Source organism: Bradyrhizobium sp. th-b2, from assembly GCF_000426785.1.
Classification (GTDB): Bacteria; Pseudomonadota; Alphaproteobacteria; order Rhizobiales; family Xanthobacteraceae; genus Bradyrhizobium; species Bradyrhizobium septentrionale.
In genome coordinates this window covers 309,903-334,510 of record NZ_AUGA01000004.1, presented here as the reverse complement: position 1 = coordinate 334,510, position 24,608 = coordinate 309,903, and the positions used below count along the sequence as shown (strand labels likewise).

Here is a 24,608-nt window from a genome sequence, read left to right as displayed (position 1 = left end):
TCGTTCCTAACTCGCTTTCGGCACGAACGCGCCGGGCGGAATGTGGCCGTCGACATAGGCGTGATACAGCGCGTCGAGCTGCACCCACAGCACGTTGGTCTTGAAGATCAGCGCGTTGCACACCGCTTCGCGCTCGGCCGGCGTCTTGGCATGCTGCTTGACGTATTCGAGCGCGAAGCCTGCGTCGCGCGGCGCCTGGGTCAGGCGGCGGCTGAAATAGCTCATGATATCGGGGTTGACGAAGTCGTAATGCTTCAGCATCCCCGAGATGCGCTCCTCGTGCAGGTTCGGCGCGAACAATTCGGTGAGCGAGGAGGCGATCGCCTCCAGCGGCGTGCGGTCGCGGCAGAAATGCACATAGGCCTCCACGGCGAAACGCGTCGCCGGCAGAATGCCTTCGGTGGATTCCACATAGGCGGTGGCGAGGCCGAGGCCTTCGGTCAGCTTCAGCCAGCGCTCGATGCCGCCCTCAGTGCCGAGATCGCCGTCATGATCCTCGATGCGGTGACGCCACTCAACTCGTGTGTTGCGGTCGCGGAAGCGCGAGATCACCATCGCGTCCTTCAGCGGGATCGTGCTCTGGTAATAATAGCGGTTGAGCGCCCAGGCCTGGACCTGGCCCTTGTTCAGCTTGCCGCCGTGCAGCAGGCGGTGGAACGGGTGCAGGCTGTGATAGCGCGTCGCGCCGATCTGGCGCAGCGTCGCCTCCATCGCCTCGGCGCTGTCGAGCGTGATGCCCTTGCCGATCGAGAGCGCGGTCATTCCAGAGGTCAGCACGACATTCACAGCACGATCTCCGTTCCGTCGGAAGGAATCTGCCAGCCCGCCTGTTCGGCCGCCTTGCGCTCGGCCGAGGTCCCAAGCAGCGCCGGGTTGGAGTTGTTGATATGCAAAAACACTTTTCGTCCGATGTCGAGAGCGGCGAGGCTCGCGATCGCACCCTGATCGCCCGACATCGCGATATGTCCCATGCCCTGGCCGGTCTTGTTGCCAAGCCCCGCCGCGATCAGCTCGTCGTCGCGCCACACCGTGCCGTCGAAGAACACGAGGGGCGCGCCCTTGAGCCGCGATTTCAGGTCGTCGGTGACCCGCGCGCAGGCGGCCAGGAAGTAGAAATATTGGCCGCTGCGCTTGTCCGCAATGCGCAGGCCGAGCGTATCGCCGACGCCGTCGGCGCCTGCCGGGTGCGCCTTGCCCTCGAGATACCAGGCGCCCTTGCCGGGAACCTCGAACGGCAGCACCTCGAGCCCCGACGGCGATCCGTCGGGCAAAGCCGGCTCGAAGCCCTGATCGACCGCGATCGGCCGTCGCGCGACGCTCTTTTCACTGAGCACGTTGAAGATGCTGTTCGAGCGCAGGATCGCGAGCACCCGCTCATGGGCGTAGATCGCAAATGGCGAACCCTCGCGCATCGACAGCAGCCCCGCGACCGCATCGATCTCGCCATTGGTGAGGATGACGCCGGCGATCGGGCTGTGGCGCAAGGCGCCGGGCTTCGGATGCAACTGCGGCGTGGCGATCAGCTGCTGACGCAGATCGGGGGAAGCGTTGACCAGGAACCAGTGCGCGCCGTCGCCGCTGACGGCGATCGAGGCTTGCGTGCTCTGCAATTCCGGATGGTCGCTTCGCGCCGTCCTGCAGACGGCACAGCCACAGTTCCACTGCGGAACGCCGCCACCCGCCGCGGCACCCAGGACGACGACACGAAGCATGATCCGTCCCCTGGAGAAAGTTTGGCCCTGACGAGGTTTGATCTGGACCCAGAAACGTTACGAGGTGGACCCCGGATTTGAAACACACTCCCTTGCTCGGGAGCGCGTTACGCCCGGATGTCCACCTGCGCTAAAACGCTAGACGTGTATGGGGCGCTGCCGCTTACTTGCGGGTGGCGCACATATACATGTTGATTTCCATGCCGACCGACACTTCCACGATCTTCGGTGCTTTCCAGGCCATTAGGCTCTCCTTGTTGCAACCGGACGAACTTTCCGCCCTGCAGTTAAACTACTGCGGTTGGAAAAGTTCGCCACTTAAATTTTTTGCAACGTGCCCTGCTCAAAGGCATGCTGCACTGCGGCAAGCGGAACTGGCCCAGTCACAAATTTGTGCACGCATTTCCCGTCAAAAGCCCGTGCCGTCAGACCTTTTTCCTGTTGTTCGCCACAGGATGAATGGTGATGTTGGGCTAATGAACAGGGGCCGCGCGGTCCTCCGAAGGTCCTGATGACGATTCTACAGCTTCCGGCGACGGGAGCGACTAACCGAGCCGAGTTCAGCCGATGCCACGCTATTTCTTCAACACCCGAATCGGCGACGAGCTGATCTCCGACCCTGACGGCGAAATCCTGCGCGACCCGGATCGTGCGTGGGAAATGGCACGGGCGATGATTCGCGAATTGCTCAAGACCGAGGGCGCCGACGGCGCACTGCTCAGCGCGGTGATCGAGGTGACCGACGACGAGGGCGAGATCGTGCTGGAGTTTCCCTTCACCGAGGCGATTCTCGATCGCCCGGACCGCTCCCTGACAAGGCACTGAGATAAGGCATCGACGCACGCCGACAAGGCCGCGTGGTCACAACCATGCGTTGGCCCGATGCCAGCATGTTTCCGATTGCAATTGTCCGGACAAATTCCCAAGGCTATGAACGGAAAGCCGAACCGCGCCGATCGACCTCAATGGCGCAATCAACAACGGCTTCCACCCAGGGGAGAACAATCATGAAAAAACACTCGTTCGCACCGCGCCGCCTGCTGCTTGCCGGGGCGATGTTGGGGGCGTTCACGCTCTCTGCTGCGGCGCAGCAGCCGGCGACCCCGCCGGCGGCAGGCGCGGCGCCTGCCGCGCAGCCGCTACCGCCGGGCTCGCCCATGATCGGGCGTCCGGACAATGAGGCCGCCGCCAAGCTCGCGCCGGTGGCGCCGCCGCCGCTGCCGTCCGCACCCGACAAGCTGCCGCTCGCCAAGCTCAAGGTGCCGGCCGGCTTCAACGTCGAGGTCTATGCCGCGGGCATGGCCAATGCGCGTTCGCTGGCGCTCGGCGACAAGGGCACCGTGTTCGTCGGCAGCCGGCTGGTCGACAAGGTCTATGCGATCGTCAACAAGGACGGCAAGCGCTCGGTCAAGGTGATCGCCTCGGGCCTCTATCGTCCGAACGGCGTCGCCTTCAAGGACGGCACGCTCTACATCGCCGAGCTCTCGAAGGTCTCCAAGATTGACAAGATCGAGGACAATCTGGACAACCCGCCGAAGCCGACCGTCATCTACGACAAGCTGCCGAAGGACGAGGCGCATGGCTGGAAGTTCATCGCCATCGGTCCCGACAACAAGCTCTATGTCCCGGTCGGGCAGCCCGGCAACAACGTGCTGCATGACGCCGACCACGGCCAGATCCGCCGCATGAATCTCGACGGCTCCGGCGCCGAGGTCTACGCGCTCGGCGTGCGCAACTCGGTCGGCTTCGACTGGAATCCCGAGAACAAGCAGATGTACTTCACCGACAACGGCCGCGACTGGCTGTCGGAGACGGTGCCGGAAGACGAGCTCAACCGCGTCACCAAGGCCGGCGAGGATTTCGGCGCGCCGTATTGCTGGCAGGGCAACATCATCGACCAGGAGCTCGGCTGGGGCAAGAACTGCAAGGACTACACGGCGCCGGTCGGCCTGATGGGCCCGCATACCGCTTCACTCGGCATGCGCTTCTACACCGGCAGCATGTTCCCCAAGGCCTACAAGGACGCGATCTTCGTCGCGCGCCACGGCTCCTGGAACAAGTCGCAGAAGCAGGGCGGTGACATCGTCGTCGTCAAGCTGAACAAGGACGGCACCGTGAAGTCGGTCGAGCCGTTCCTGACCGGCTTCCTCGAGGACAACAAGTATGCCGGCCGCCCGGTCGACGTGATGCTGCTGAAGGACGGTTCGATGCTGGTCTCCGACGACTGGAACGGCGCGGTCTATCGCATCAGCTACGGCAAGCAGAAGGTCGCCAACCAGTAACAACCACCAACGTCATTCCGGGGCGATGCGCAGCATCGAACTATGATGTGCAATTGCACATCTGAGAATCTCGAGATTCCGGGTCTGGTGCTGAGCACCAGCCCGGAATGACTGAAGTGCCAGGAGCCGCTAATGCGCAAGATGACTATTCCCACGCTCCTGTTTGCATTCACCGCATTCTCCGCAAATGCCGAGACCATCCAGGAGCGCACTGCTGCGTGCTTTGCCTGCCACGGCGAGCGTGGCACCTCGGAAACCGAGAACACGCCCTCGCTCGGGGGCCAGCAGGCGCCCTATGCGCTGATCCAGCTCCTCATGTTCCGCGAGAAGCTGCGCACCTTCGAGCCGATGAACGAGATGGCGAAGTCGATGACCGACGACGATCTGCGCGCCTTCTCTGATTTCATCGCCACCCTGCCCAAGCCCACGCCGCCCACCGAGGCCGGCGATCCGGCGCGGATGGCGCGCGGCCAGGCGCTGGTGCAGCAGAACCGCTGCAACGCCTGCCATAACACCGATTTCTCCGGCAAGGAGAACGTCCCCCGCATCGCCAACCAGCGCGAGGACTACCTCGCCAAGACCATGGCCGAATACAAGGACAACAGCCGCCACGGCTACGATGGGACCATGGCCGACGTGATGCAGCCGGTCGCCAAGGAGCAGATCGCCGACCTTGCCTATTACATCGCGCACGTCCGCTGAAACATCGGGCGGCGGGCCGCTGGCCTTGTTCTCCGTGCGGCGCTAAAACGCCTGCGTCACACGGAGTTGCACATGCAGGATCTTTGGCGTCTGTCGGCGGCTGAACTCGCCGGCCTCATCAAATCAAAGAAGGTATCGGCGAAGGAGGCGGCCGAGGCCGGGCTCGCCCGGCTCGACGCGGTCAACCCGAAGATCAATGCGGTGGTCGATCACCGGCCAGACGACGTGCTGGCGCAAGCCGCTTCGATCGATGCGGCAATTGCGCGCGGCGAGGCGGTCGGTCCGCTCGCCGGCGTGCCCATCACCATCAAGGTCAATGTCGACCAGGAGGGCTACGCCACCACCAACGGGCTGAAGGCGCAGCGCGACCTCATCGCCAGGGTCGACAACCCGGTGGTCGCCAATCTGCGCAAGGCCGGCGCGGTGCTGCTCGGCCGCACCAATTGTCCCGCGGTCTCCTATCGCTGGTTCACCACCAATCTCATTCACGGCGACACCAAGAACCCGCGCGATCCAGCCATCACCCCGGGTGGCTCGTCGGGCGGCGCGGGCTCGGCGGTTGCGGCCGGCATCGGCCATATCGCCCACGGCACCGATATCGCTGGCTCGGTCCGCTATCCGGCCTATGCCTGCGGCGTGCACGGCCTGCGGCCGAGCATGGGCCGTATCCCGGCCTTCAATTCGGCGCTGCCGGAGCGGCCGATCGGCCCGCAGATCAGCGCGGTGTCGGGCCCCCTGGCGCGCACCGTCAACGATCTGCGCATCTCGCTTGCCGCGATGTCGGCGCCCGACTATCGCGACCCTTGGTATGCGCCGGTGCCCCTCGAGGGCCCGCCGCGGGAAAAGCGCGTTGCGATGTGCCTCAATCCCGATGGTCTCAATCCGGTGCCGGAAGTGGTCGCCGCGGTGGCCGATGCCGGCAAGCGGTTGCGAGAGGCCGGCTGGATCGTCGAGGAGATCGCCGACACGCCGTCGTTGCGTGAGGCGGCGGAGATCCAGACCCGGCTCTGGCTCGGCGACGGTTACGAGGCCCAGCTCGCCTTCGCCGAGCGCGAGGGCGATCCCGGTGCGCTGGCCTGCCTGCGCGGCGTCCGCGCCAGGGTACATCCGTTCGACCTGTCGCGGGCGCTGACCCGCCGCGCGACCTTGACCCGCGAATGGTTTGCCTTCTTCGACAAATATCCGGTGCTGCTGATGCCGGTGTCCGGCGAGCTGCCGTTCCCCGACCATCTCGACCGCAAGGACGAGGCCTCGTTCGCGCGGGTGTGGCATGCGCAGCTGCCGCAGATCGCGATCCCGTTCATGGGGCTTCCCGGGCTCGTCGTCTCCACCGGCCTCGTGGGGCGGATTCCGGTCGGCGTGCAGCTGGTGGCCGGCCGCTACCGCGAGGACCTCTGCCTTGCCGCGGGCGAGGCGGTCGAGGCGGGCGGCACGCCGTCGTCGCCGATCGATCCAGCGGGGTAACGGCAATGACGACGTCACGCGTCTATGATTTCACCGCCAAGTCGCTGTCCGGCGACGACGTGCCGCTGCAGCGCTTCGAGGGGCAGGTGCTGCTGATCGTCAACACCGCGAGCGCCTGCGGGTTCACGCCACAATACAAGGGCCTGCAGGAGCTGCACGCCGACCTGTCGCCGCGCGGCTTTGCCGTGCTCGGCTTTCCGTGCAACCAGTTCAGTGCGCAGGAGCCGGGCGACGCAGCGCAGATCGCCTCGTTCTGCGAGACCAACTATTCCGTGACGTTTCCGATGTTCGCCAAGATCGACGTCAATGGCGCCGGTGCGCATCCATTGTATGAGCACCTGAAACGTGAGAAGTCGGGCCTGCTCGGACCCTCGATCAAGTGGAACTTCACCAAGTTCCTGGTCGATCGCTCCGGCAAGGTCGTGGCGCGGCACGCGCCGACCGCCCGGCCCGAAGGATTGAAGAAGGAGATCGAGGCGCTGCTATGAGCGACAACAACGACGATACCACCAACGAGCAATTTCCGGACCGTCTCTCGATCGATCCAAAGAGCCCCTATTACAACGAGGCGATCCTGTCGCGTGACGTCGGCATCCGCTTCAAGGGCGCCGAGAAAACCAATGTCGAGGAGTACTGCATCAGCGAGGGCTGGGTGCGGGTCACCGCCGGCAACGCCAAGGACCGTTACGGCAATCCGCTGACCATCAAGGTGCACGGGCCGGTCGAGCCGTATTTCCGGGACAAGGCGAAGTCCTGAGGCGCTTCCTCCGCCGTCATTGCGAGCGCAGCGAAGCAATCCATCGCGCCGCAAGCCGAAGAATGGATTGCTTCGTCGCTTCGCTCCTCGCAATGACGGTGGGGCGGAAGCGCCAGTTCTTACTCAGAGAGCACGATCATGTCCGTCCGTATCCTCGACGTCCGCGAGGTCACAAAGCCGATCTCCTCGCCGATCCGCAACGCCTATATCGATTTCAGCAAGATGACCTCGAGCCTGGTCGCCGTGGTCACCGACGTGGTGCGCGACGGCAGGCGGGTGGTCGGCTACGGCTTCAATTCCAACGGCCGCTACGGGCAGGGCGGTCTGATCCGCGAGCGCTTTGCGCCCCGCCTGCTTGAGGCCGATCCGAAATCGCTGCTCGATGCCGACCGCGGCAATCTCGATCCGGACAAGGTCTGGTCGACGCTGATGTCGAACGAGAAGCCGGGCGGCCATGGCGAGCGCTCGGTCGCGGTCGGCACCATCGACATGGCGGTGTGGGACGCGGTGGCGAAGATCGCCGGCAAGCCGCTGTTCCGGCTGCTCGCCGAGCGCCACGGCGTGAGCGCCAATCCGCGCGTCTTCGTCTATGCCGCCGGCGGCTATTACTATCCGGGCAAGGATCTCGGCGCGCTGCGCAAGGAGATGCGCGGCTATCTCGATCGCGGCTACAACGTCGTGAAGATGAAGATCGGCGGCGCGCCGCTCGCGGAGGACCGCGAGCGGATCGAGGCGGTGCTCAAGGAGATCGGCAGTAACGCGCAGCTTGCGGTCGACGCCAATGGCCGCTTCGATCTGGAGACCGCGATCGCCTACGCCAAGATGCTGCGCGAGTATCCGCTGTTCTGGTACGAGGAGGCCGGCGATCCGCTAGATTATGCGCTGCAGGCCGCGCTGGCCGAGTTCTATCCCGGCCCGATGGCGACCGGCGAGAACCTGTTCAGCCACCAGGATGCGCGCAACCTGATCCGCTACGGCGGCATGCGGCCGGACCGCGACTGGCTGCAGTTCGACTGCGCGCTGTCCTACGGGCTGTGCGAGTATCAGCGCACGCTCGCGGTGCTGAAGACCTACGGCTGGTCGCCGAGCCGCTGCATCCCGCATGGCGGCCACCAGATGTCGCTCAACATCGCGGCCGGCCTCGGCCTTGGCGGCAATGAGAGCTATCCCGACCTGTTCCAGCCCTATGGCGGTTTCCCGGACGGCGTGCGCGTCGAGAACGGCCACATCGTGATGCCCGACCTTCCGGGCATCGGTTTTGAGGGCAAATCCGACCTCTATGCGGAGATGAAGGCGCTGGCGGCGTAGCCCGTGCCCAATCCGGCCGGCCCGGCATCCTTGAGTCTGCTCGCAAAATAATGTGAGCGACGCTCAAGAGAATATTGAACGTTGCTCATGTTCGGTATACTCATGCTGGAGAGACGCCTCTTTCGGGTCACCGGGAGAGGCGCGGAACCGGCCATGAGGATAGCCGCATGCCATATTCAGCGAAGAATCTCCGGGACGCCGCCGATGCCGGGGTGATCAGCGCGGCTGATCTGGAACGCTTGCTCGCCTTCCTGGCGAGCAGCGACGGGAAGGGTGCGGACAGTGGCGCCGGCCCGGCAGCGAAATTCGATGCCGCGCATGTGCTCTGGTACGTCGGCGCGCTGATCGTGATCGGCGCCATGGGCCTGTTCTCGACCCTGGCGTTCACCCAGATGGGCGGCCGGGCGCTGACGGCCTGCGCGATCGCCTACGCCACCGCTTTCACTGTCGCTGGTCACCACCTCTGGTACGGCAAGAATCTGCGGGTTCCCGGCGGCCTGTTGATCGCGATCGCGGTCTCGATGGCGCCGCTCGCGGTCTATGGCATCCAGGATGAGCTCGGCTGGTGGGGGAAGTTCGGTAAGCCCGGAACCGTGCACGACTTCTACATCTGGGTGAAGGGCAGCTGGCTCTTCATGGAGATCGCAACAATTGCCGCCGGCATCGTCGCACTGCGCTACTTCCGCTTCGCCTTCATCGTCGCGATCATCGCGTTCGCGCTGTGGTTCATGTCGATGGATCTGGCGCCATGGTTCAGCGGCATGGATTATGCCGACTTCGAGACGCGGCGCCGCGTGTCGATCTGGTTCGGATTGGCCGTCCTCGCGGTGGCGTGGATCGTCGACTATCGCAGCCGCAACGGCGACTTTGCGTTCTGGCTGCATCTGTTCGGCCTGATGGCGTTCTGGGGCGGAATTACCGCGTCTGAAGGCTCGACCGAACTGGGCAAGGCGGTCTACTGCCTGCTCAATGTCGGCCTGATCGCGCTCGCCGTGATCCTGATGCGGCGCGCCTATGCGGTGTTCGGCGCGTTCGGCATCTGCATCTATCTCGGACATCTGGCCGACGTCGTGTTCAAGGACTCGCTGTGGTTTCCGTTCGCGCTGTCGCTGATCGGAATTGCCGTGATCGCCGCCGGCCTGCTCTACCATCGCAATGAGCGCGCGATCGCTGGCTGGATCGACGCGCATCTGCCGGCGGGGCTGCGGCCGCGATCCGCGACGGCGTGACGCCGGCATCCGTAGCGCCTTTAGAACCGATACAATCTGGAATTCCTACAAGAAGGGCGGCGCGCAAGCGCCGTTCTTCGTTTCCCGGCGCAAACCCGGAAGCCGACAGAAACCATTTGCATCCTTGACTTTTCCAACGCTGCGCTCGCCGCGAGGCGCACCTGCGCGCTTTCGTCGCGATTTTATTCCGTTGTCGCGCAAAAATTTTCCCGGCCGCGTCGTCTGGACGCATGGCGCCCCACGTCTCTAGAGGACGGCGCATCGCCTTCGTGCAAGGCGAGAGTTGCTTCGAGAGTTGCTTGGGGACGACGTCATGACATCGAGATCACAAACCAACCGCCACACTGCGTTGCTGGCGAAGCTTTCGCTGCTCACGGCGAGCTATTTCGCTATGAGCGTTCCGCTCGCAACCTCGGTTGCACAGGCGCAGTCGGCGCCGACGCAAGGCGTCTCGACGTTGCCGCCGGTGACCGTCACCCCGCCGGCGGCGCAACGCCGCCGCAGCGCGCCGAAGACTGCGCGCAACACTGCGGCCACGCGCGGCCGCCGCACCCAGACCGCGCGGCGGATCGAGCCGGCGGCTACGGCAAAGCCGTTCGCGGAATCGCAGGACGCGCGCACCGGCACGTCGGGCTATTTCGCCAACAGCACCTCGGTTGCGACCAGGACCAACACCGCGATCGTCAACATCCCGCAATCGCTCAACGTCATCACCCGGGAGCAGATCCGCGACCAGAACTACCAGGGCCTCACCGACGTCACCCGCTACGTCCCCAGCGTCGCCGTGCATCAGGGCGAGGGCAATCGCGACGAGCTGGTGATCCGCGGCGTCGATTCCAGCGCGAATTTCTTCGTCAACGGCTTCCGCGACGACGTGCAGTATTTCCGCGACTTGTACAACGCCCAGAGCATCGAGGTGCTGAAGGGGCCGAGCGCGCTGACCTTCGGCCGCGGCGCCGGCGGCGGCCTGCTCAACCGCACGCTCAAGGAGGCCGACGGCAACCGCGTCTATGAGGCGACCGCGCAGACCGGCTCATGGGGCGATCGCCGCGTCACGCTCGATGCCGGACAGGCGATCAACGAGAACGTCGCAGCAAGGCTCAACGTGTTCTACGAGGGCGCCGACGCGTTCCGCGACTTCAACCATCTGGAACGCTACGGCATCAATCCGACGGTGACGCTCAAGCCCGACGACAACACCAAGATCAAGCTGAGCTACGAGTATTTCCACGACGAGCGCACCGCCGATCGCGGCAATCCCTCGCAGGGCCTGCCGGGCGGCGCGACCCGCTTCAATCCGACCACGCCGTTTGCGCCGAACGGCGATTTCTCGACCTTCTTCGGCAGTCCGGCGCTGAACACCGCGCAGGCGACGGTGCAGACCGGCATGGCAATCATCGAGCACAATTTCGAGAACGGACTGACGGTGCGCAACGGCACCTTCGCCGCCGACTACCAGAAGTTCTATCAGAACGTCTATCCGACGGGCGGTGCGCTCGCCGGCGCGGTCAATCCGGCGGATACCGCGGTCAATCTCGGCGCCTATCAGCACACCACCAACCGCGACAATGTCTTCAACCAGACCGATTTCACCTACAAGACCTGGACCGGACCGCTGTTCCACACCGTAGGCTTCGGCACCGAATTAGGCCGTCAGACCGGCGTCGACATCCGCAATACCGGCGTGTTCCCGAACGGCACCAACACCATCGTGCAGAACCCGTTCGCGCCGACCTATTTCGGCCCGGTGACCTTCATCCACCACTTCACCGGCACCAACACCGACGGCGTCACCACGCCCGATTCGAACAGCCGTTACGCGCTGAACATCCAGTCCGGCTATGTCAGGGACACCATCGAGATTTCGCGCGCCGTGCAGATCATCGCCGGCGCGCGGTTCGACCGCTACGACATGTCGGCCACCGACATGAACACCAACATCAACCGCGGCCGCGTCGACAATCTGGTGTCGCCGCAAGGCGCCCTGATCATCAAGCCGATGGATTCGATGTCGGTCTATACCGCCTACAGCATCTCGTATCTGCCGGCCTCGGGCGACCAGTTCAGCGCGCTGACCGACGGCACGCTGATCCTGCAGCCGCAGCGCTTCGAGAATGTCGAGCTCGGCATGAAGTGGAACATCAATCCGAAGCTGCTGTTCTCGACCGCGGTCTATAATCTGAACCGCACCAACCAGCCGATCGCCGACGGCAACAATCCCGGCTTTTTCTTCCCCTCCGGCAGCACGCTGACGCGCGGCGTCGAGGCGAGCCTGACCGGCTATGTCACCGAGCAGTGGCAGTCGTCGCTGGCCTATGCCTATACCGATGCGAAGATCACCGGCGCGACGTCGGCGACCGTCGTGCCCGGCAACCGCGTCCAGCTCGTGCCGTATAATCAGTTTGCCTGGTGGAACAAGTATCAGTTCACGCCGATGTGGGCGGCCGCGCTCGGCGTGATCTATTTCGGCGATTCCTTTGCCTCGTCCGACGACACCGTGCGGCTGCCGAGCTTCGTCCGCTTCGATGCGGCGGTCTATTCCAAGATCGACGAGACCTGGAGCGCCCAGCTCAATGTCGAGAACATTTTTGACAAGGGCTATTGGGCCTCCGCCGACGGCAACAACAACATCTCGCCGGGGCAGGGCCGCACGGTGCGGCTGATGGCGCGGGCGAGGTTTTAGGCGCAGAGAGTGTCGACAACCTATCAGCATCGTCATGGCCGGGCTTGACCCGCCCATCCACGTCTTTCTTACGTGGGGCGCCAAAGACGTGGATGCCCGGGTCAAGCCCGGGCATGACGACGACTGAGACTGTCCGCTCGCAATGACGTGGAGAGAGCGCCCTCTCAGCCCAGCCGCATGTCCAGCAGCCGCCGGCCTTCGCCCTTCAACAGCTTCTTCACCGCGCTCGAGGCGATCACCTCGCCATTGTTGGCGTAGGCCTCGTGGTTCTTCTCGATGTCGTCGAGGCGGTAGAGGTAGTTGACCATGACGCCGGCGGATTCGCGCAGGCCCTTGGGCGAGAGGTCGCCGAGCCAGTTGATCCGCTCCAGCCGTGCGCCGTTGCCGAGATGGAAGCGCGCGACCGAATCGATCAGCCGTCCCTTCGGCGTGCGCGCCTTCAGGAAGTAGTAGGCGGCGAGCGGCTCCAGTACGGTACGCAGCTGCGCGGCGAACTCGGGGTTCTCGGACCAGCCGGGCTTGCCGAGGCTTTCCAGGAGCTGTCGGTCCTCATCGGTGAGCGGCACGTCGTCGGCCTGCTTGACCCACTGCATGAAGCCCGGCGCCGGCGACAGCGTCACGAAGGTGTCGAGCTTGGGCAATTCGCGGCGCAGTTCCTCGACCACCTGCTTGATCAGGAAGCTGCCGAAGGAGATGCCGCCAAGTCCGCGCTGGGTGTTGGAGATCGAATAGAACACCGCGGTGCGGGCCCGCTCGACCGCAACCGGCTCGCGCTCTTCCGCCAGCAGCGGCGCGATCGCGCCCGGAATGGTTTCGGTCAGCGCGACCTCGACGAAGATCAGCGGCTCGTCGGTCAGCGCCGGGTGGAAGAACGCGTAGCAGCGGCGGTCCACCGGATCGATGCGGCGGCGCAGATCGTCCCAGTCGCGGATCTCGTGCACGGCCTCATAGCGGATGATCTTCTCCAGAATATTGGCCGGCGATGACCAGTCTATCCTGCGCAGCACCAGAAATCCCCTGTTGAACCAGGATGAGAGCAAATGCGACACGTCGCGATCGAGCGCGGCGAGGTCCTTGTTGCCCTTCATCAATGAAAGCAGATCGGATCGCATCGACACCAGCTCGGCGGTGCCGCCCGGCGCGCGATTGAGCCGGCGGATCAATTCCTGGCGGCGCGGCTCGGAGGCGAAATGCAAATCGCTGGCGTCGTCGCCATTGGCCGTGTCGTTCACCTTGGCGCGCCAGCTTTCGATCGCCTGCGCCAGCCTGGCGTGATCGGGCCCGAAATCGCGCGCCAGCGTCTGGAAGAACGACAGCCGCCCGGGGGTATCGAGATGGTGGTAGCGGTCGAGCACTTCGCGCGCCATCGCGGTACCGGAGGCTTCGCCGCGGCCGGACAATAGCGCCTCGCACAATTCCAAGAGCTCGGACGGATCCTGCTTGTCGTCGGCCGGGCTGGCGCGGCCGAGCAGCACGCGGCCGCGTTCGGAGATCGTGGACAGCAGGTCGGAGAAAAAGGCGTTGGCCATGAGCAGGTCGTATCCAGCGGGTCGCATCCAGTGAAGCCGGACCTTACACGGGATTTAAGGTCGGGAGGACTGCAATCAAGCGCAGGGATCGTACGGAAATATGTCGCAGCCCGACAGCGGTATAATTCGTCATGACTACTCCCGATGACGAATCCCGTTCACGTTTTCTCGCACGTTTTCTCCGCGAACGCGGTCGGTGTCTTGCCGGTGACCTGGCGGAACGCGTGGGAGAATGCCGGCACGCTGGCATAGCCGAGGTCGGCGGCGACCTGCTTGACCGAAACATTCGCATTGGTCGACAGACGCTCGATCGCGGCCGCGATGCGGGCGCGCTGGCACCAGCTCTTGAAGGAGAGCTGCGTCTCCACCGAGAACAACCGCGATAGCGTCCGCGCCGAGGTGCCCACCATGCGCGCCAGCGCGTCGATCTCGTGATCCCCCGTCGGATCGGCGAGCACGATATCGGCGGCGCGGCGGCAGCGCGGCTCCTGCGGCAGCGGGATGAAGGTCGCGGAATCCTCGGCCTGGTGCAGCTCCAGCATCACGAGGCGGATCAAGAGGTCGGTGCGCTCGCGTCCGCATGATGTGTCGAACAGCGCTAGGATCGCCTGGTGCACAAGGGGCGAGACCCGCACCACGAATTCGTGGTCGAGGCTGTCGCTGCGCTCCTCGCGTGCGAGCCAGGCCTGGTCGAAATACAGCGTGCGCATCTCGATGTCGGCGAGCACATCGATCGCATGCGGCAGCAGGGCAGGAACCCACACCGCGCGGTCCGGCGGCACCAGCCAGCGGCCCTTCGGCGTGGTCACCTGCATGGTACCCGAGGCGGCATAGACCAGCTGGGCCTCGCGGTGCATGTGCGGGTCGAGCCGGACGCCCTTTGGGTAGCTGCGCGCGACCAGGTGCACGCCGTCGCCGGTGATGCGCCGGTCCTTGTGGAGGGCTCTGATTGGCGGTTCAGCGATAGTCATTGGCGACATCCCGTCAGGACAAGCACCTATAACCTATTTTTCGAGCAATTGAAGAATCGCGTGAGAGACGTGCCATGAATAGCCCAAGCAACAGTCCGAGCCGGGTGATCACCTTCGTCAACGCCGCCCATTTTATCGATCACTACGCGATGCTGATCTTCGCCGCCGCCGTCATCATCATGGGCCCGGCTCTCGGCATGGCCTATTCGGAACTGCTGCCCTATGCGACGCCGGGCTTCATCGCCTTCGGTGCCGGCTCGCTGATCACGGGCTGGCTCGGCGACCGCTGGAGCCGCCGCCACATGATGCTGATCTTCTTCGTCGGCATCGGCCTGTCGATGATCTCGGTCGGCTTCGTCTCGAGCCCGCTGCAGCTCGGCGCGACGTTGCTGGCGATCGGCATCTTCGCCTCGATCTACCATCCGGTCGGCACCGCGATGATCGTGTCCTATGCCGAGAAGCTCGGCGCCGAGATGGGGATCAACGGTGTCTGGGGCAATCTCGGCGTCGCCTCGTCGGCGCTGGTCACCGGCGTGATCGGCCAGTATCTCGGCTGGCGCTGGGCCTTCATCGTGCCCGGCGCCGTCACCGTGCTGATCGGCGTCGTCTTTGCGATGACGGTGGTGCATGAGGACCGCAAGGGCTCCAAACAGGCCGCAGCCCAGGCGCGCGTCGCCAAGCAGGACATGTGGCGCGTGGTGCTGTCGCTCCTGATCGTGGTGATCGCGATCTCGACGACCTTCAACGCGGTGACGGTGGCGCTGCCAAAACTGTTCGCCGAACGGCTCGCCGACCTGACCGGGAGCCCGGCGCTGCTCGGCGTGATCGCGGCCGGGGTCTATGTGTTCGGCGCGATGACGCAGTACACGATCGGCAAGCTGCTCGACAGGCATTCGCTGAAGACGGTGGCACTGCCGCTGTCGTTCATGCTGGCGCCGTTCCTCTATCTCGCGGCGAACCTGTCCAACCTGCCGCTGATCGTGGTCTCGATCGGCATCGTGATGGGCGCGTTCGGCCAGGTGACGGTGAACGATGCCATGGTCGGCAAGTACACCACCGAGGAATGGCGCTCGCGCGCCTATGCGGTGCGCTATTTCGTCGGCTTCACGGCGGCCGGCGCCTCGGTCGGCCTGGTGGCCTGGCTGTACGATCAGGGGGGCTTCGCCACGATGCTGCGTGCCTTTGCCGCGCTGTGCCTGCTGGCGATTGCGGCCGCGATCATCCTGCCGCGCGAGATCCGGACGCCGGCCACGCGGGCAGGCTGACGCAATAGTGTTTTGCCAGCCGGTTTGCCGTTGAGATAGTACCCGCCCGCTGGCCGGCGGGTGCTCATCCACTGGCGGCAGTCCGTGAGCTTGGTCACGCTTCGCGAAACTTTGTTCCAATCCGAAGGTGTGGTAGGTTTAACCGAGCCTCGGGGACGAAGGCGCCGGTTGCGCCTCGAGCACGAAATTTTTTGGAGCAGCCGGAGCGCTATGGGAGAAATTCGCGACTTCAAGTCAGGCCGGTCACAGCCCGACAATACACAGCCCCCCGGCGAGACTCCCGGCAATTCGATGCCGCGGCGCCTGGCAGCGATCGTTGCCGGCGATATCGCCGGCTACAGCCGGTTGATGCAACTCGATGAAGAAGGCACGCATACCCGCGTCAAGCGGATCGTGCGCGATCTCGTCGAGCCCACCATTGCCGAGCACCACGGCAAGCTGGTCAAGACCACCGGCGACGGCTTCATCGCGATATTCGACAGTCCGGTCGAGGCCGTCCGTTGCAGCATCGTGATCCAGCAGAACATGATCGGCCGCAACGCGGCGATCGCGAAAGATCACTGGATCGAGTACCGAATCGGCGTCAACCTCGGCGACGTCATCATCGAGCCCGACGATATCTATGGCGACGGCGTCAATGTGGCGTCGCGTCTCGAAGGGATTGCGGCGCCGGGTGACGTCTTCATCTCCGGCGGCATCTACGAGCAGATCAAGCACAAGATGGTCTGCGGATACGAATCGCTTGGCGACCGCAAGGTCAAGAACATCACCGATCCGGTCCGGGTTTATCGCGTGCTGCCGGACGCCGCCGCGTACCAAAGGACGCGCCGGCGCCGTGAGTCCATCCTGCTCACGCTGCTCGGATTGGCGGTCGCAATCATCGCCGGCGGCGTGCTCTGGTACATGCTCGCGCAACCGCGCAGCAAGCCGGCCGACGTGGCAAAGGCACCTCCGTCGCCGGCGGCATCGCCGACCGTCCAGCAGCCGGCTCCGAGCCCGGCTCCAGCTCAATCTGCAAGTCCGGTCCCAAGCCAGAGCCCAAGTCAAATCCCAAGTCAGGTCCCAAGCGCAGCGCCGACACAGCAGGCGTTGCCTCAGGCTGCACCCTCCGCCAGTCCCGCCGTGTCGGTGCCGGAGCCCGAAATGGTCTCGCTGCAGGGCGGCAGCTTCTCGATGGGCAGCAATGACGATCCTTCGGAGCGGCCGGTCCGCAAGGTGACGGTCAAGCCGTTCGCCATGGGAAAATATCCGGTCACCGTGCGCGAATGGAATGCCTGCGCGGAGGCCAAGGCTTGCGGCTTCACGGTCACCGGCAAGGACGACGTTCCGATCACCAATGTGAGCTGGAATGACGCGAAGCAATATGTAGCGTGGCTCGCCGAACGCACCAAAAAGGCCTATCGGCTGCCGAGCGAGGCCGAATGGGAGTATGCGGCGCGTGGCGGAACGCAATCGAAATACTGGTGGGGCGACCAGATGCAATCGGGCAACGCAGGTTGCAAGGATTGCGGCGGTAATGCTGCGACCGAACAACCGGTCAAGGTCGGCAGCTTCAAGCCGAACCCGTTCGGCCTCTACGATATGGGCGGCGGGGTCGATCAATGGGTGGAGGATTGCTGGCACAGGAGCTACCAGGGCGCGCCGGTCGACGGCGCGGTGTGGTCCGGCGGCGACTGCGCCTCCCATGTCCTTCGCTCCGGCTCCTGGAAGAACGACGCGCGCTATGTCCGTCCGGCCAATCGCGACAATTACGATACCAATGTGCGCTACCCGACCCACGGTTTCCGGGTCGCGCTGTCTCCCTGAGCGATCATCTGCAATCGCGGGGTTTCATGGAGGGGATATGAAAAGTACAGGCTTGATCATGCTCGCCGCGGCACTGACGTTGTTCGCGGCTCCGGCCAGCGCGCAGAACAAGCCGGCAGGGAAGGACACCAAGCTGTATTTCCTCTGGCCGCACGACGGAGTGACGGTGAAGAGCCCGTTCTGGTGTCGCTTCGGGCTGCGCAACATGGGCGTCACCCATGCCGGCGACGACTATCCGAACAGCGGCCACCACCATCTTCTGATCGACGTGAGTGAGCCGTTGAATCCGAACGAGCCGATTCCTTCGGACAAGTCTCATCTGCACTTCGGAGCAGGCCAGACCGAGACGCAGCTCGACCTGCCGCGGGGCAAGCATACCTTGCAGCTGGTGCTGGGCGACGCCAAGCACTATCCATTCAGCCCGCCCGTCGTCTCCGATAAAATCACCATCCGGGTCAGATAGGCCGATACGGATAGCTCCCCTGCGGGACCGGCGCTTGCGCCGGGCCATGCCGTGCGGTTTGTTGCGCGCCTGCCGGACAACAAGATTCGGCGTGGAGGGGCACCGATGTCGTCTCGACTGCAGCGTCTGGCTGGCCTCGTTCTGGGAGCGATGATGATGGCCACATCTGCCAATGCCGACGCCTTGAAGGATCAGATCGCGCCGACCGGAAAGCTCCGGGTCGCGATCGCGATCAGCCCGGCCGGCGGCGCGTTCTGGTCGACCAAAACCGAGAACGGCTATGCCGGCGTTCCCGTCGATCTCGGCAAGGCGATGGCGGCGCAGCTCGGGGTGCCGGTCGAATACGTCGTGCACCAGAATTCCGGCCAGATCACCGACGCGGCGTCGAACAACAGCTGGGACGTCACCTTCCTGCCCAAGGATCCCGATCGCGAAACCAGGATGACGTTCGGGCCGATCTACGAGGTCGCCGACGCCACCTACATCGTCAGGCCGGGTTCCAAGATCACGAATTTCGCAACGCTCGACCAGGACGGCGTCAAGGTCACCGCCGTCAACAACACCACGACCATGCGTGGTGCGATCGCGCATCTCAAGCACGCCAGGGTCACGGGTTATCAGACCTATGACGAGATCTTCCATCTCCTGAAGAGCGGTGAGGTCGACGCCTTCGCGCTATCGCGCGATCAGCTGATCGCGATGGCGAAGAAGATTCCGGGCACGTGCGTGCTGGATGAAACCTTCAAGCAGACCGTCACCGCGGTCGCGGTGCCGCTCAACCATCCGCTCGCCGCGGCGTTCGCCACCAAGTTCATGACGGAGGCAATCGCCAACGGCACGCTGCGCAAGGCCTATGACAATAACGGGCTGAAGGGCTCGCCGGTTCGGACCGCGGTGAAGTAGGTCCGCGCGGACGCGGCGGTCGCGCCGGTGCCCGCCGCCGGACCGCGCGTCGGCGTGGGCGACATCTGTGCAAGCTGCATAATTCGGCGCCATCGCGCCCGCCTGCCTCGCGGATGATCTGGTAAGCTATTGTATTAAAACGAATTTTAAGACTGTGGCCGACGCCTGCGGTTGGCACATGCATTGCTTTTGATTGCATCAGTCAATGACGACTGCCGTCCTCCGGATTGCCGAAGCCAGTGAAGGCCAAGGCGAGGGGATCAAGGCGCCCGGCCCGGGCGTCTCGAGCATCGTCAGACCCCCATCTCCCCGGACGGACGAGCATTTCAATCAACCCGCGTCGCTTCCGGCATGGCTCCGGCGCGGCCGAATTGCGCAAGGGGACTTTACGAATGGCCTATCTCGCACCGTCCGAATTCGTCACCAAGATGGTCGACGCCGGCGAATCCAAGATCTTCATGTCGACGCGCGACACCGTGATCCGCGCTTATATGGCCGGCGCGATCCTGGCGCTGGCGGCGGCGTTTGCGGTCACCATCAACGTCAACACCGGCGTGACGATCGTCGGCGCCGCGCTGTTTCCGGTCGGCTTCTGCATGCTCTATCTGTTCGGCTTCGACCTGCTGACCGGCGTGTTCGTGCTGTCGCCGCTCGCGCTGATCGACAAGCGGCCCGGCGTCACGCTCAGCGGCGTTCTGCGCAACTGGGGGCTCGTGTTTGTCGGCAATTTCGCCGGCGCTTTCACGGTGGCGGTGATGATGGCGATCGTCTTCACGTTCGGCTTCTCCTCGCCGCCCGACAAGGTCGGCCAGGTGATCGGCACCATCGGCGAGAGCCGTACCGTCGGTTACGCGGCGCATGGCGCGGCCGGCATGCTGACGCTGTTCATCCGCGGCATGCTCTGCAACTGGATGGTCTCGGCCGGCGTGGTCGGCGCGATGATCTCGACCACGGTCAGCGGCAAGGTGATCGCGATGTGGATGCCGATCATGCTGTTCTTCTACATGACCTTCGAGCATTCGATCGTGAACATGTTCCTGTTCCCGTCCGGCCTCATGCTCGGCGGTCACTTCACGATCATGGACTATCTGATCTGGAACGAGATCCCGACCGTGGTCGGCAACCTGGTCGGCGGCCTCGCCTTCACTGGGCTCACGCTCTACACGACGCATATCAAGACGGCGCCGAAGCGCCAGCGCCTCGCGGCTTGATCCAGGCCGGCTGATGGGGCTCTCCTGTCATGGAGGGCCCCATTCGCATTGGGACGGTCGATGCCGCGCGCGCTGAAAATATCGGTCGGGCAATTCTCTGATAGGGGCCGCAAGGACACCAATCAGGATTTTCACGGCGTGCTGATCCCGGACGAGCCGCTGCTCGGCCTGAAGGGCGTCGCTGTGGTGCTCGCCGACGGCATCTCGTCGAGCAGCGTCAGCCGCGTCGCCGCCGAATCAGCGGTCAAGAGCTTCCTGACCGACTATTACTGCACCTCGGAATCCTGGTCGGTGAAGAGCTCGGCACAGCGGGTGCTGGAGGCGACCAATTCCTGGCTGCACGCCCAGACCAGGCGCAGCCAGAATCCCTACGACAAGGACAAGGGTTACGTCTGCACGCTGAGCGCCATGGTGATCCGATCGACCACGGCGCATCTGTTCCATGTCGGCGACAGCAGGATCTACCGTGTCGTCGGCACCAGCCTCGAGCAATTGACCACCGACCATCGCGTCGTGATCTCCTCGCAGCAAAGCTATCTCGGCCGCGCGCTCGGCGTGAACCCGCAGCTCGAGATCGACTACCAGAATCTCCCGCTCGAGCGCGGCGACACTTTCCTGCTGGTGACTGACGGCATCTACGAGCACGTCGCCCCGCGCCAGCTGGCGAAGACGATTCTGGACGGCGCTGGCGATCTCGATGCTACAGCGAAATCGATCGTCGAGCAGGCCTATGAGAGCGGCAGCCCGGACAATCTCACCGCGCAGATCATCCGGATCGACGCCTTGCCCGACGGCGATGCCAGCGAGGTGTTCGGCCAGCCGACCGAGCTGCCGCTGCCGCCGCTGCTCGATGCAAGGATGCTGTTCGACGGCTACCGCGTGGTGCGCGAGCTGCATGCATCACATCGCAGCCACATCTATCTCGCGGTCGACGAGGAGACTGGCACCACGGTCACGATCAAGATCCCCTCGATCGATCTGCGCGACGATCCGGCCTATCTGAAGCGCTTCGTGATGGAGGAGTGGGTCGCCAAGCGGATCGACAGCCCGCATGTGCTGAAGCCGTTTCTGCCGCAGCGCCGGCGCAATTTCCTCTATGTGACGATGGAATATATCGACGGCCAGACGCTGACGCAGTGGATGATCGATAATCCGTCGCCCGCGCTGGAGACGGTGCGCGACATCACCGAGCAAATTGCAAAAGGCCTGCGCGCGTTCCACCGCAAGGAGATGCTGCACCAGGACATCAGGCCCGACAACATCATGATCGACCGGACCGGCACGGTGAAGATCATCGATTTCGGCTCGACGCGGATCGCCGGTGTCGCCGACGCGGCGCCGTCGGGCGGCGAGGATATTTTGGGCACCCAGCAATACACCGCGCCGGAGTATTTTCTGGGCGAGGCCGGCACGGCGCGCTCCGACCTGTTCTCGCTCGGCGTCGTCACCTATCAGATGCTGACCGGACGCTTGCCCTATGGCGCGCAGATTGCCCGCGCCCGCACCCGGTCCGATTTCAACAGGCTGGTCTATCGTCCGGCCGCACATGGCGGCCGCGACGTCCCGAACTGGGTCGATGGCACACTGGAGCGCGCCGTGCACGCCAATCCGCTCAAGCGCTACGAGAGTTTTTCTGAGTTCCTGTTCGACCTGCGCAATCCCAACGCAAAATATCTGACGACGTCATCGACCCCGCTGATCGAGCGCAACCCGGTGCTGTTCTGGAAGTCGACCACGCTGCTGCTGGCGCTCGTCGTCATCCTGTTGCTCGCCTACGCCGCGCATCATTTGCGGTAGGGATCAACCTCGTCAACTTAGTCCCGTCACCCTGAGGAGCGGGCTCTTGCGCGCGTCTCGAAGGGTCGACGGCCACCAGCGGGGCCGTGCATCCTTCGAGACGCGCTACGCGCTCCTCAGGATGACGGGGAGGGTGGAATGACGGGGATAGAGCAGGCGATGCCTCGCTAATGCGTCGCGCTCGCCGGAATCGGATCGAGCCCGCTCTTGACCAGCGCGTCGCGCGCGTCCGGCGAAGCGAGGAAGCTGATCAGCGCCTTGCCGGCGTCGGGCTCCTTTGAAACCGATGCGATGCCGGCCGAGAACACTGTGATCTTCTGCAACGGCTCCGGCAGGGGGCCTACGATGTCGATGCCGGCGACCGGCTTCAGCTCGGAGATCTGCTGCAGGCCGATCTCGTCCTCACCTTTGGCGACGATCTCGCCGACCGGGGTCGCCGGGATCATCCGCGCCTTGTCCTTCATCTGATCGGCGATGCCGAGCCTTGCGAACATCTCGGTTGAGACATAGACGCCGCTGGCGCTGTCGGAATAGGCGACCGATTTCGCTGACAGCAGCGCCTGCTTGACGGTCTCTGCCGAGCTGAGGTCCGGCTTCGGTGCGCCTGCCTTGACCGCGATCCCGATCGGCGATTTCACCAGGTCGACGCGGCTGTCGGCCACGACCTTGCCCTGCTTGACGAGGTCGCCGAGCGCATAGCCGACCATGATCAGCACGTCGGCCGGCTCGCCGCGCTCCAGCCGCACCGGAATGGCGTTGGTCGTGGTGCCCATCGACGGCCCAAAGGCGGTCACCACCTTGTGCCCGGTCTTGCGCTCGAACTCCGGCACCAGCGCCTTGTAGGCCGCGGTCAGCCCGCCCGAGATCATGACGTGGACCTCGGCGGCGGCAGCAGCTGACGTGAAGGCGAGGGCGCCGATCAAGGCGAGGGCGCGGAAGGTGGTGGCGGAACGCATGGAGTTTCTCCCTGGACGATTCTTGGGAAGGGGTCGTCGTGGCCGGGGAGACTACTGCTCGGGATCAGCTATGACTAGTCGTCGTCATTGCGAGGAGCTCGCGACAAAAATGCAAAGCAATTTTTGCGCTGAAGCGACGAAGCAATCCATTCTTCCGCGTATGAGGGCGATGGATTGCTTCGCTGCGCTCGCAATGACGGGGAGAGAGCGTCGTCAGCTCTCACGAATTCACATGCACGAAATCGCGCAGCAGCGGGTAGATCTCGTTGTTCCAGCGCTTGCCGGAGAACACGCCGTAATGGCCGACCCCGGCTTGCATGTGATGCACCTTGCGATAGGTGCGGACGCCGGTGCAGAGGTCTTGGGCTGCGAGCGTCTGGCCGATCGAGCAGATGTCGTCCTTCTCGCCTTCCACCGTCATCAGGCCCATGCGCCGGATCGCCGCCGGGTTCACCGGGTGACCGCGGTGCATCAGCATGCCCTGCGGCAACAGATGCTCCTGGAACACGTCGCGCACTGTCTCGATGTAGAACTCCGCCGGCAGATCCATGACCGCAAAATACTCGTCGTAGAAGGTCTTGATCAGCTCGGCCTTGGCGGTCTCGCCCTTGGCGAGATGGTCGGCGAGATCGATGTGCTGCTTGATATGCCGCTCCAGGTTCATCGACACGAACGCCGTGAGCTGCACGAAGCCGGGATAGACCTGGCGCAGCGCGCCCTTGCACTGCATTGGTACGTAGTTGATCAGATTGTCCTCGAACCATTTGATCGGCTTGCTCTTGGCAAACTCGTTGACCTTGGTCGGCTGGATCCGCGTGTCGATCGGTCCGGCCATCAGGGTCAGCGACGCCGGCCGCGCCGGATGATTGTCCTCCGACATGATCGCGGCGGCCGCCAGCGCCGAGACCGAGGGCTGGCAGATCGCCACCATGTGCGCGCGCGGGCCGAGCTGGCCGAGGAAGTCGATCAGGTGGTCGGTGTAGTCCTCGAGCCCGAAGCGGCCCTCCCTGCGCGGGATGTCGCGCGGATTGTGCCAGTCGGTGATGTAGACGTCGTGGTCCTGCAGCAGCGTCTTCACGGTGCCGCGCAGCAGGGTGGCAAAATGGCCGGACATCGGCGCCACGAGCAGCATCCGCGGCTGCTCCGGTCCGTCCACCTTCCTGAAATGCAGCAGCGAGCCGAACGGCGTCGCATAGGCGACCTCCTCGGTCACCTGGTATTCCCTGTTGCCGACAGTCACGCTGCCGATGGCGTAGTCGGGACGGGCGTAGGTCAGGGTGGAGCGCGAGATCAGCTCGAGCGCCGCTGCGAGCCGGCCGTACACCCGGTCGGTGGCGCCCTGCGGCACCAGATTGAGGTATTTCAGCGCCGCTGCAGCCCCGGTCCGCCAAGGCGCCGTGAAGTCCATGTGGTTCTGATAGGCTTGGTACATCATTGACATCATACGCATCCGCCCCTGGCCCGGCTGGCTATGCAATATCGACGCCAGAGAGGGGGCGGGCTGCCCGGCAAATTGGCACGTGGCTTGCTGCAAAAATGAACGGCTTCGGGGGCGCGGCGGCTTGGACCG

Annotated in this window: 22 protein-coding genes; 15 read left to right on the top strand and 7 right to left on the bottom strand. The window is 64.3% G+C overall.

What is annotated here, in order from left to right:
- Positions 1–6: 6 nt before the first annotated feature.
- The 3 genes from pqqC to pqqA form a co-directional block, all read right to left on the bottom strand.
- Positions 7–762: a pyrroloquinoline-quinone synthase PqqC gene (pqqC, locus tag K359_RS0108955; RefSeq protein WP_029079046.1), complete on the bottom strand. Its 756-nt coding sequence runs from the start codon at positions 760–762 to the stop codon at positions 7–9.
- A 20-nt stretch (positions 763–782) separates the two neighbouring features.
- Positions 783–1,712, bottom strand: coding sequence for a pyrroloquinoline quinone biosynthesis protein PqqB (gene pqqB / locus K359_RS0108950; protein WP_029079045.1), 930 nt, complete (start codon positions 1,710–1,712; stop codon positions 783–785).
- 163 nt (positions 1,713–1,875) lie between these two features.
- On the bottom strand, positions 1,876–1,956 hold the full coding sequence (gene pqqA / locus K359_RS58305; RefSeq protein ID WP_035635412.1) for a pyrroloquinoline quinone precursor peptide PqqA: 81 nt from the start codon (positions 1,954–1,956) through the stop codon (positions 1,876–1,878).
- Between the two features lie 323 nt (positions 1,957–2,279).
- On the opposite strand from pqqA, the gene K359_RS0108940 reads away from it, so the two are divergent.
- From K359_RS0108940 to K359_RS0108900, 9 genes are all read left to right on the top strand, one after another.
- A complete protein-coding gene (locus K359_RS0108940) occupies positions 2,280–2,537 on the top strand; it encodes a hypothetical protein (RefSeq protein WP_029079044.1) in 258 nt (85 codons plus the stop codon).
- Between the two features lie 182 nt (positions 2,538–2,719).
- Positions 2,720–3,994: a sorbosone dehydrogenase family protein gene (locus tag K359_RS0108935; RefSeq protein WP_029079043.1), complete on the top strand. Its 1,275-nt coding sequence runs from the start codon at positions 2,720–2,722 to the stop codon at positions 3,992–3,994.
- A 132-nt stretch (positions 3,995–4,126) separates the two neighbouring features.
- On the top strand, positions 4,127–4,696 hold the full coding sequence (locus K359_RS0108930; protein WP_029079042.1) for a c-type cytochrome: 570 nt from the start codon (positions 4,127–4,129) through the stop codon (positions 4,694–4,696).
- Between the two features lie 72 nt (positions 4,697–4,768).
- Complete coding sequence (locus K359_RS0108925) at positions 4,769–6,160, top strand: amidase family protein (RefSeq protein ID WP_029079041.1); 1,392 nt, start codon at positions 4,769–4,771, stop codon at positions 6,158–6,160.
- Between the two features lie 5 nt (positions 6,161–6,165).
- Positions 6,166–6,648 carry a glutathione peroxidase gene (locus K359_RS0108920; protein ID WP_029079040.1) on the top strand — a complete coding sequence of 161 codons (483 nt, stop codon included), beginning with the start codon at positions 6,166–6,168 and terminating at the stop codon, positions 6,646–6,648.
- Positions 6,645–6,917 (top strand): DUF3297 family protein, encoded by a 273-nt coding sequence (locus K359_RS0108915; protein WP_029079039.1) that lies wholly within the window; start codon positions 6,645–6,647, stop codon positions 6,915–6,917. Before K359_RS0108920 ends, K359_RS0108915 begins: the two co-directional genes overlap by 4 nt.
- Positions 6,918–7,055: 138 nt before the next feature.
- A complete protein-coding gene (locus K359_RS0108910) occupies positions 7,056–8,225 on the top strand; it encodes a mandelate racemase/muconate lactonizing enzyme family protein (RefSeq protein ID WP_029079038.1) in 1,170 nt (389 codons plus the stop codon).
- Between the two features lie 167 nt (positions 8,226–8,392).
- Complete coding sequence (locus K359_RS0108905) at positions 8,393–9,454, top strand: hypothetical protein (RefSeq protein ID WP_029079037.1); 1,062 nt, start codon at positions 8,393–8,395, stop codon at positions 9,452–9,454.
- A 313-nt stretch (positions 9,455–9,767) separates the two neighbouring features.
- A complete protein-coding gene (locus tag K359_RS0108900; protein WP_245284547.1) occupies positions 9,768–12,137 on the top strand; it encodes a TonB-dependent siderophore receptor in 2,370 nt (789 codons plus the stop codon).
- A gap of 164 nt (positions 12,138–12,301) precedes the next feature.
- On the opposite strand, the gene K359_RS0108890 is transcribed toward K359_RS0108900, so the two are convergent.
- Together K359_RS0108890 and K359_RS0108885 are read right to left on the bottom strand one after the other, a co-directional pair.
- Entirely contained in the window at positions 12,302–13,666 is a 1,365-nt protein-coding gene (locus K359_RS0108890) for a malonyl-CoA decarboxylase (protein WP_029079035.1), read from the bottom strand.
- 158 nt (positions 13,667–13,824) lie between these two features.
- A complete protein-coding gene (locus K359_RS0108885) occupies positions 13,825–14,637 on the bottom strand; it encodes a helix-turn-helix transcriptional regulator (RefSeq protein ID WP_035976328.1) in 813 nt (270 codons plus the stop codon).
- Positions 14,638–14,711: 74 nt separating this feature from the next.
- Here K359_RS0108885 and K359_RS0108880 point away from each other — a divergent pair, with 74 nt between their 5' ends.
- The 6 genes from K359_RS0108880 (at position 14,712) to K359_RS0108855 (ending at position 22,082) form a co-directional block, all read left to right on the top strand.
- On the top strand, positions 14,712–15,902 hold the full coding sequence (locus K359_RS0108880) for an MFS transporter (protein WP_029079033.1): 1,191 nt from the start codon (positions 14,712–14,714) through the stop codon (positions 15,900–15,902).
- A gap of 210 nt (positions 15,903–16,112) precedes the next feature.
- Positions 16,113–17,708, top strand: coding sequence for an SUMF1/EgtB/PvdO family nonheme iron enzyme (locus K359_RS0108875; RefSeq protein WP_029079032.1), 1,596 nt, complete (start codon positions 16,113–16,115; stop codon positions 17,706–17,708).
- A gap of 58 nt (positions 17,709–17,766) precedes the next feature.
- Positions 17,767–18,171, top strand: coding sequence for a DUF4399 domain-containing protein (locus K359_RS0108870; protein ID WP_371261140.1), 405 nt, complete (start codon positions 17,767–17,769; stop codon positions 18,169–18,171).
- 156 nt (positions 18,172–18,327) lie between these two features.
- Positions 18,328–19,074 carry a transporter substrate-binding domain-containing protein gene (locus K359_RS0108865; protein WP_084518333.1) on the top strand — a complete coding sequence of 249 codons (747 nt, stop codon included), beginning with the start codon at positions 18,328–18,330 and terminating at the stop codon, positions 19,072–19,074.
- A 392-nt stretch (positions 19,075–19,466) separates the two neighbouring features.
- Positions 19,467–20,285 carry a formate/nitrite transporter family protein gene (locus K359_RS0108860; protein ID WP_029079029.1) on the top strand — a complete coding sequence of 273 codons (819 nt, stop codon included), beginning with the start codon at positions 19,467–19,469 and terminating at the stop codon, positions 20,283–20,285.
- Between the two features lie 60 nt (positions 20,286–20,345).
- Positions 20,346–22,082 (top strand): bifunctional protein-serine/threonine kinase/phosphatase, encoded by a 1,737-nt coding sequence (locus tag K359_RS0108855; protein WP_029079028.1) that lies wholly within the window; start codon positions 20,346–20,348, stop codon positions 22,080–22,082.
- 167 nt (positions 22,083–22,249) lie between these two features.
- On the opposite strand, the gene K359_RS0108850 is transcribed toward K359_RS0108855, so the two are convergent.
- Complete coding sequence (locus K359_RS0108850) at positions 22,250–23,038, bottom strand: extracellular solute-binding protein (protein ID WP_029079027.1); 789 nt, start codon at positions 23,036–23,038, stop codon at positions 22,250–22,252.
- 220 nt (positions 23,039–23,258) lie between these two features.
- Positions 23,259–24,482: a polyhydroxyalkanoate depolymerase gene (locus K359_RS0108845; protein ID WP_029079026.1), complete on the bottom strand. Its 1,224-nt coding sequence runs from the start codon at positions 24,480–24,482 to the stop codon at positions 23,259–23,261.
- Positions 24,483–24,608 lie beyond the last annotated feature (126 nt).

What these genes read in the sequence shown, in the direction of transcription:
- K359_RS0108880 (WP_029079033.1), top strand. Translation starts at nt 14,712, where the DNA reads ATGAATAGCCCAAGCAACAGTCCGAGCCGGGTGATCACCTTCGTCAAC.
- pqqA (WP_035635412.1), bottom strand. Translation starts at nt 1,956, where the DNA reads ATGGCCTGGAAAGCACCGAAGATCGTGGAAGTGTCGGTCGGCATGGAA.
- K359_RS0108935 (WP_029079043.1), top strand. Translation starts at nt 2,720, where the DNA reads ATGAAAAAACACTCGTTCGCACCGCGCCGCCTGCTGCTTGCCGGGGCG.
- K359_RS0108900 (WP_245284547.1), top strand. Translation starts at nt 9,768, where the DNA reads ATGACATCGAGATCACAAACCAACCGCCACACTGCGTTGCTGGCGAAG.
- K359_RS0108940 (WP_029079044.1), top strand. Translation starts at nt 2,280, where the DNA reads ATGCCACGCTATTTCTTCAACACCCGAATCGGCGACGAGCTGATCTCC.
- K359_RS0108885 (WP_035976328.1), bottom strand. Translation starts at nt 14,637, where the DNA reads ATGACTATCGCTGAACCGCCAATCAGAGCCCTCCACAAGGACCGGCGC.
- K359_RS0108910 (WP_029079038.1), top strand. Translation starts at nt 7,056, where the DNA reads ATGTCCGTCCGTATCCTCGACGTCCGCGAGGTCACAAAGCCGATCTCC.
- pqqB (WP_029079045.1), bottom strand. Translation starts at nt 1,712, where the DNA reads ATGCTTCGTGTCGTCGTCCTGGGTGCCGCGGCGGGTGGCGGCGTTCCG.
- K359_RS0108930 (WP_029079042.1), top strand. Translation starts at nt 4,127, where the DNA reads ATGCGCAAGATGACTATTCCCACGCTCCTGTTTGCATTCACCGCATTC.
- K359_RS0108870 (WP_371261140.1), top strand. Translation starts at nt 17,767, where the DNA reads ATGCTCGCCGCGGCACTGACGTTGTTCGCGGCTCCGGCCAGCGCGCAG.
- K359_RS0108855 (WP_029079028.1), top strand. Translation starts at nt 20,346, where the DNA reads ATGCCGCGCGCGCTGAAAATATCGGTCGGGCAATTCTCTGATAGGGGC.
- K359_RS0108915 (WP_029079039.1), top strand. Translation starts at nt 6,645, where the DNA reads ATGAGCGACAACAACGACGATACCACCAACGAGCAATTTCCGGACCGT.
- K359_RS0108875 (WP_029079032.1), top strand. Translation starts at nt 16,113, where the DNA reads ATGGGAGAAATTCGCGACTTCAAGTCAGGCCGGTCACAGCCCGACAAT.
- K359_RS0108905 (WP_029079037.1), top strand. Translation starts at nt 8,393, where the DNA reads ATGCCATATTCAGCGAAGAATCTCCGGGACGCCGCCGATGCCGGGGTG.
- K359_RS0108925 (WP_029079041.1), top strand. Translation starts at nt 4,769, where the DNA reads ATGCAGGATCTTTGGCGTCTGTCGGCGGCTGAACTCGCCGGCCTCATC.
- K359_RS0108845 (WP_029079026.1), bottom strand. Translation starts at nt 24,482, where the DNA reads ATGATGTCAATGATGTACCAAGCCTATCAGAACCACATGGACTTCACG.
- K359_RS0108865 (WP_084518333.1), top strand. Translation starts at nt 18,328, where the DNA reads ATGGCCACATCTGCCAATGCCGACGCCTTGAAGGATCAGATCGCGCCG.
- K359_RS0108860 (WP_029079029.1), top strand. Translation starts at nt 19,467, where the DNA reads ATGGCCTATCTCGCACCGTCCGAATTCGTCACCAAGATGGTCGACGCC.
- pqqC (WP_029079046.1), bottom strand. Translation starts at nt 762, where the DNA reads ATGACCGCGCTCTCGATCGGCAAGGGCATCACGCTCGACAGCGCCGAG.
- K359_RS0108850 (WP_029079027.1), bottom strand. Translation starts at nt 23,038, where the DNA reads ATGCGTTCCGCCACCACCTTCCGCGCCCTCGCCTTGATCGGCGCCCTC.
- K359_RS0108890 (WP_029079035.1), bottom strand. Translation starts at nt 13,666, where the DNA reads ATGGCCAACGCCTTTTTCTCCGACCTGCTGTCCACGATCTCCGAACGC.
- K359_RS0108920 (WP_029079040.1), top strand. Translation starts at nt 6,166, where the DNA reads ATGACGACGTCACGCGTCTATGATTTCACCGCCAAGTCGCTGTCCGGC.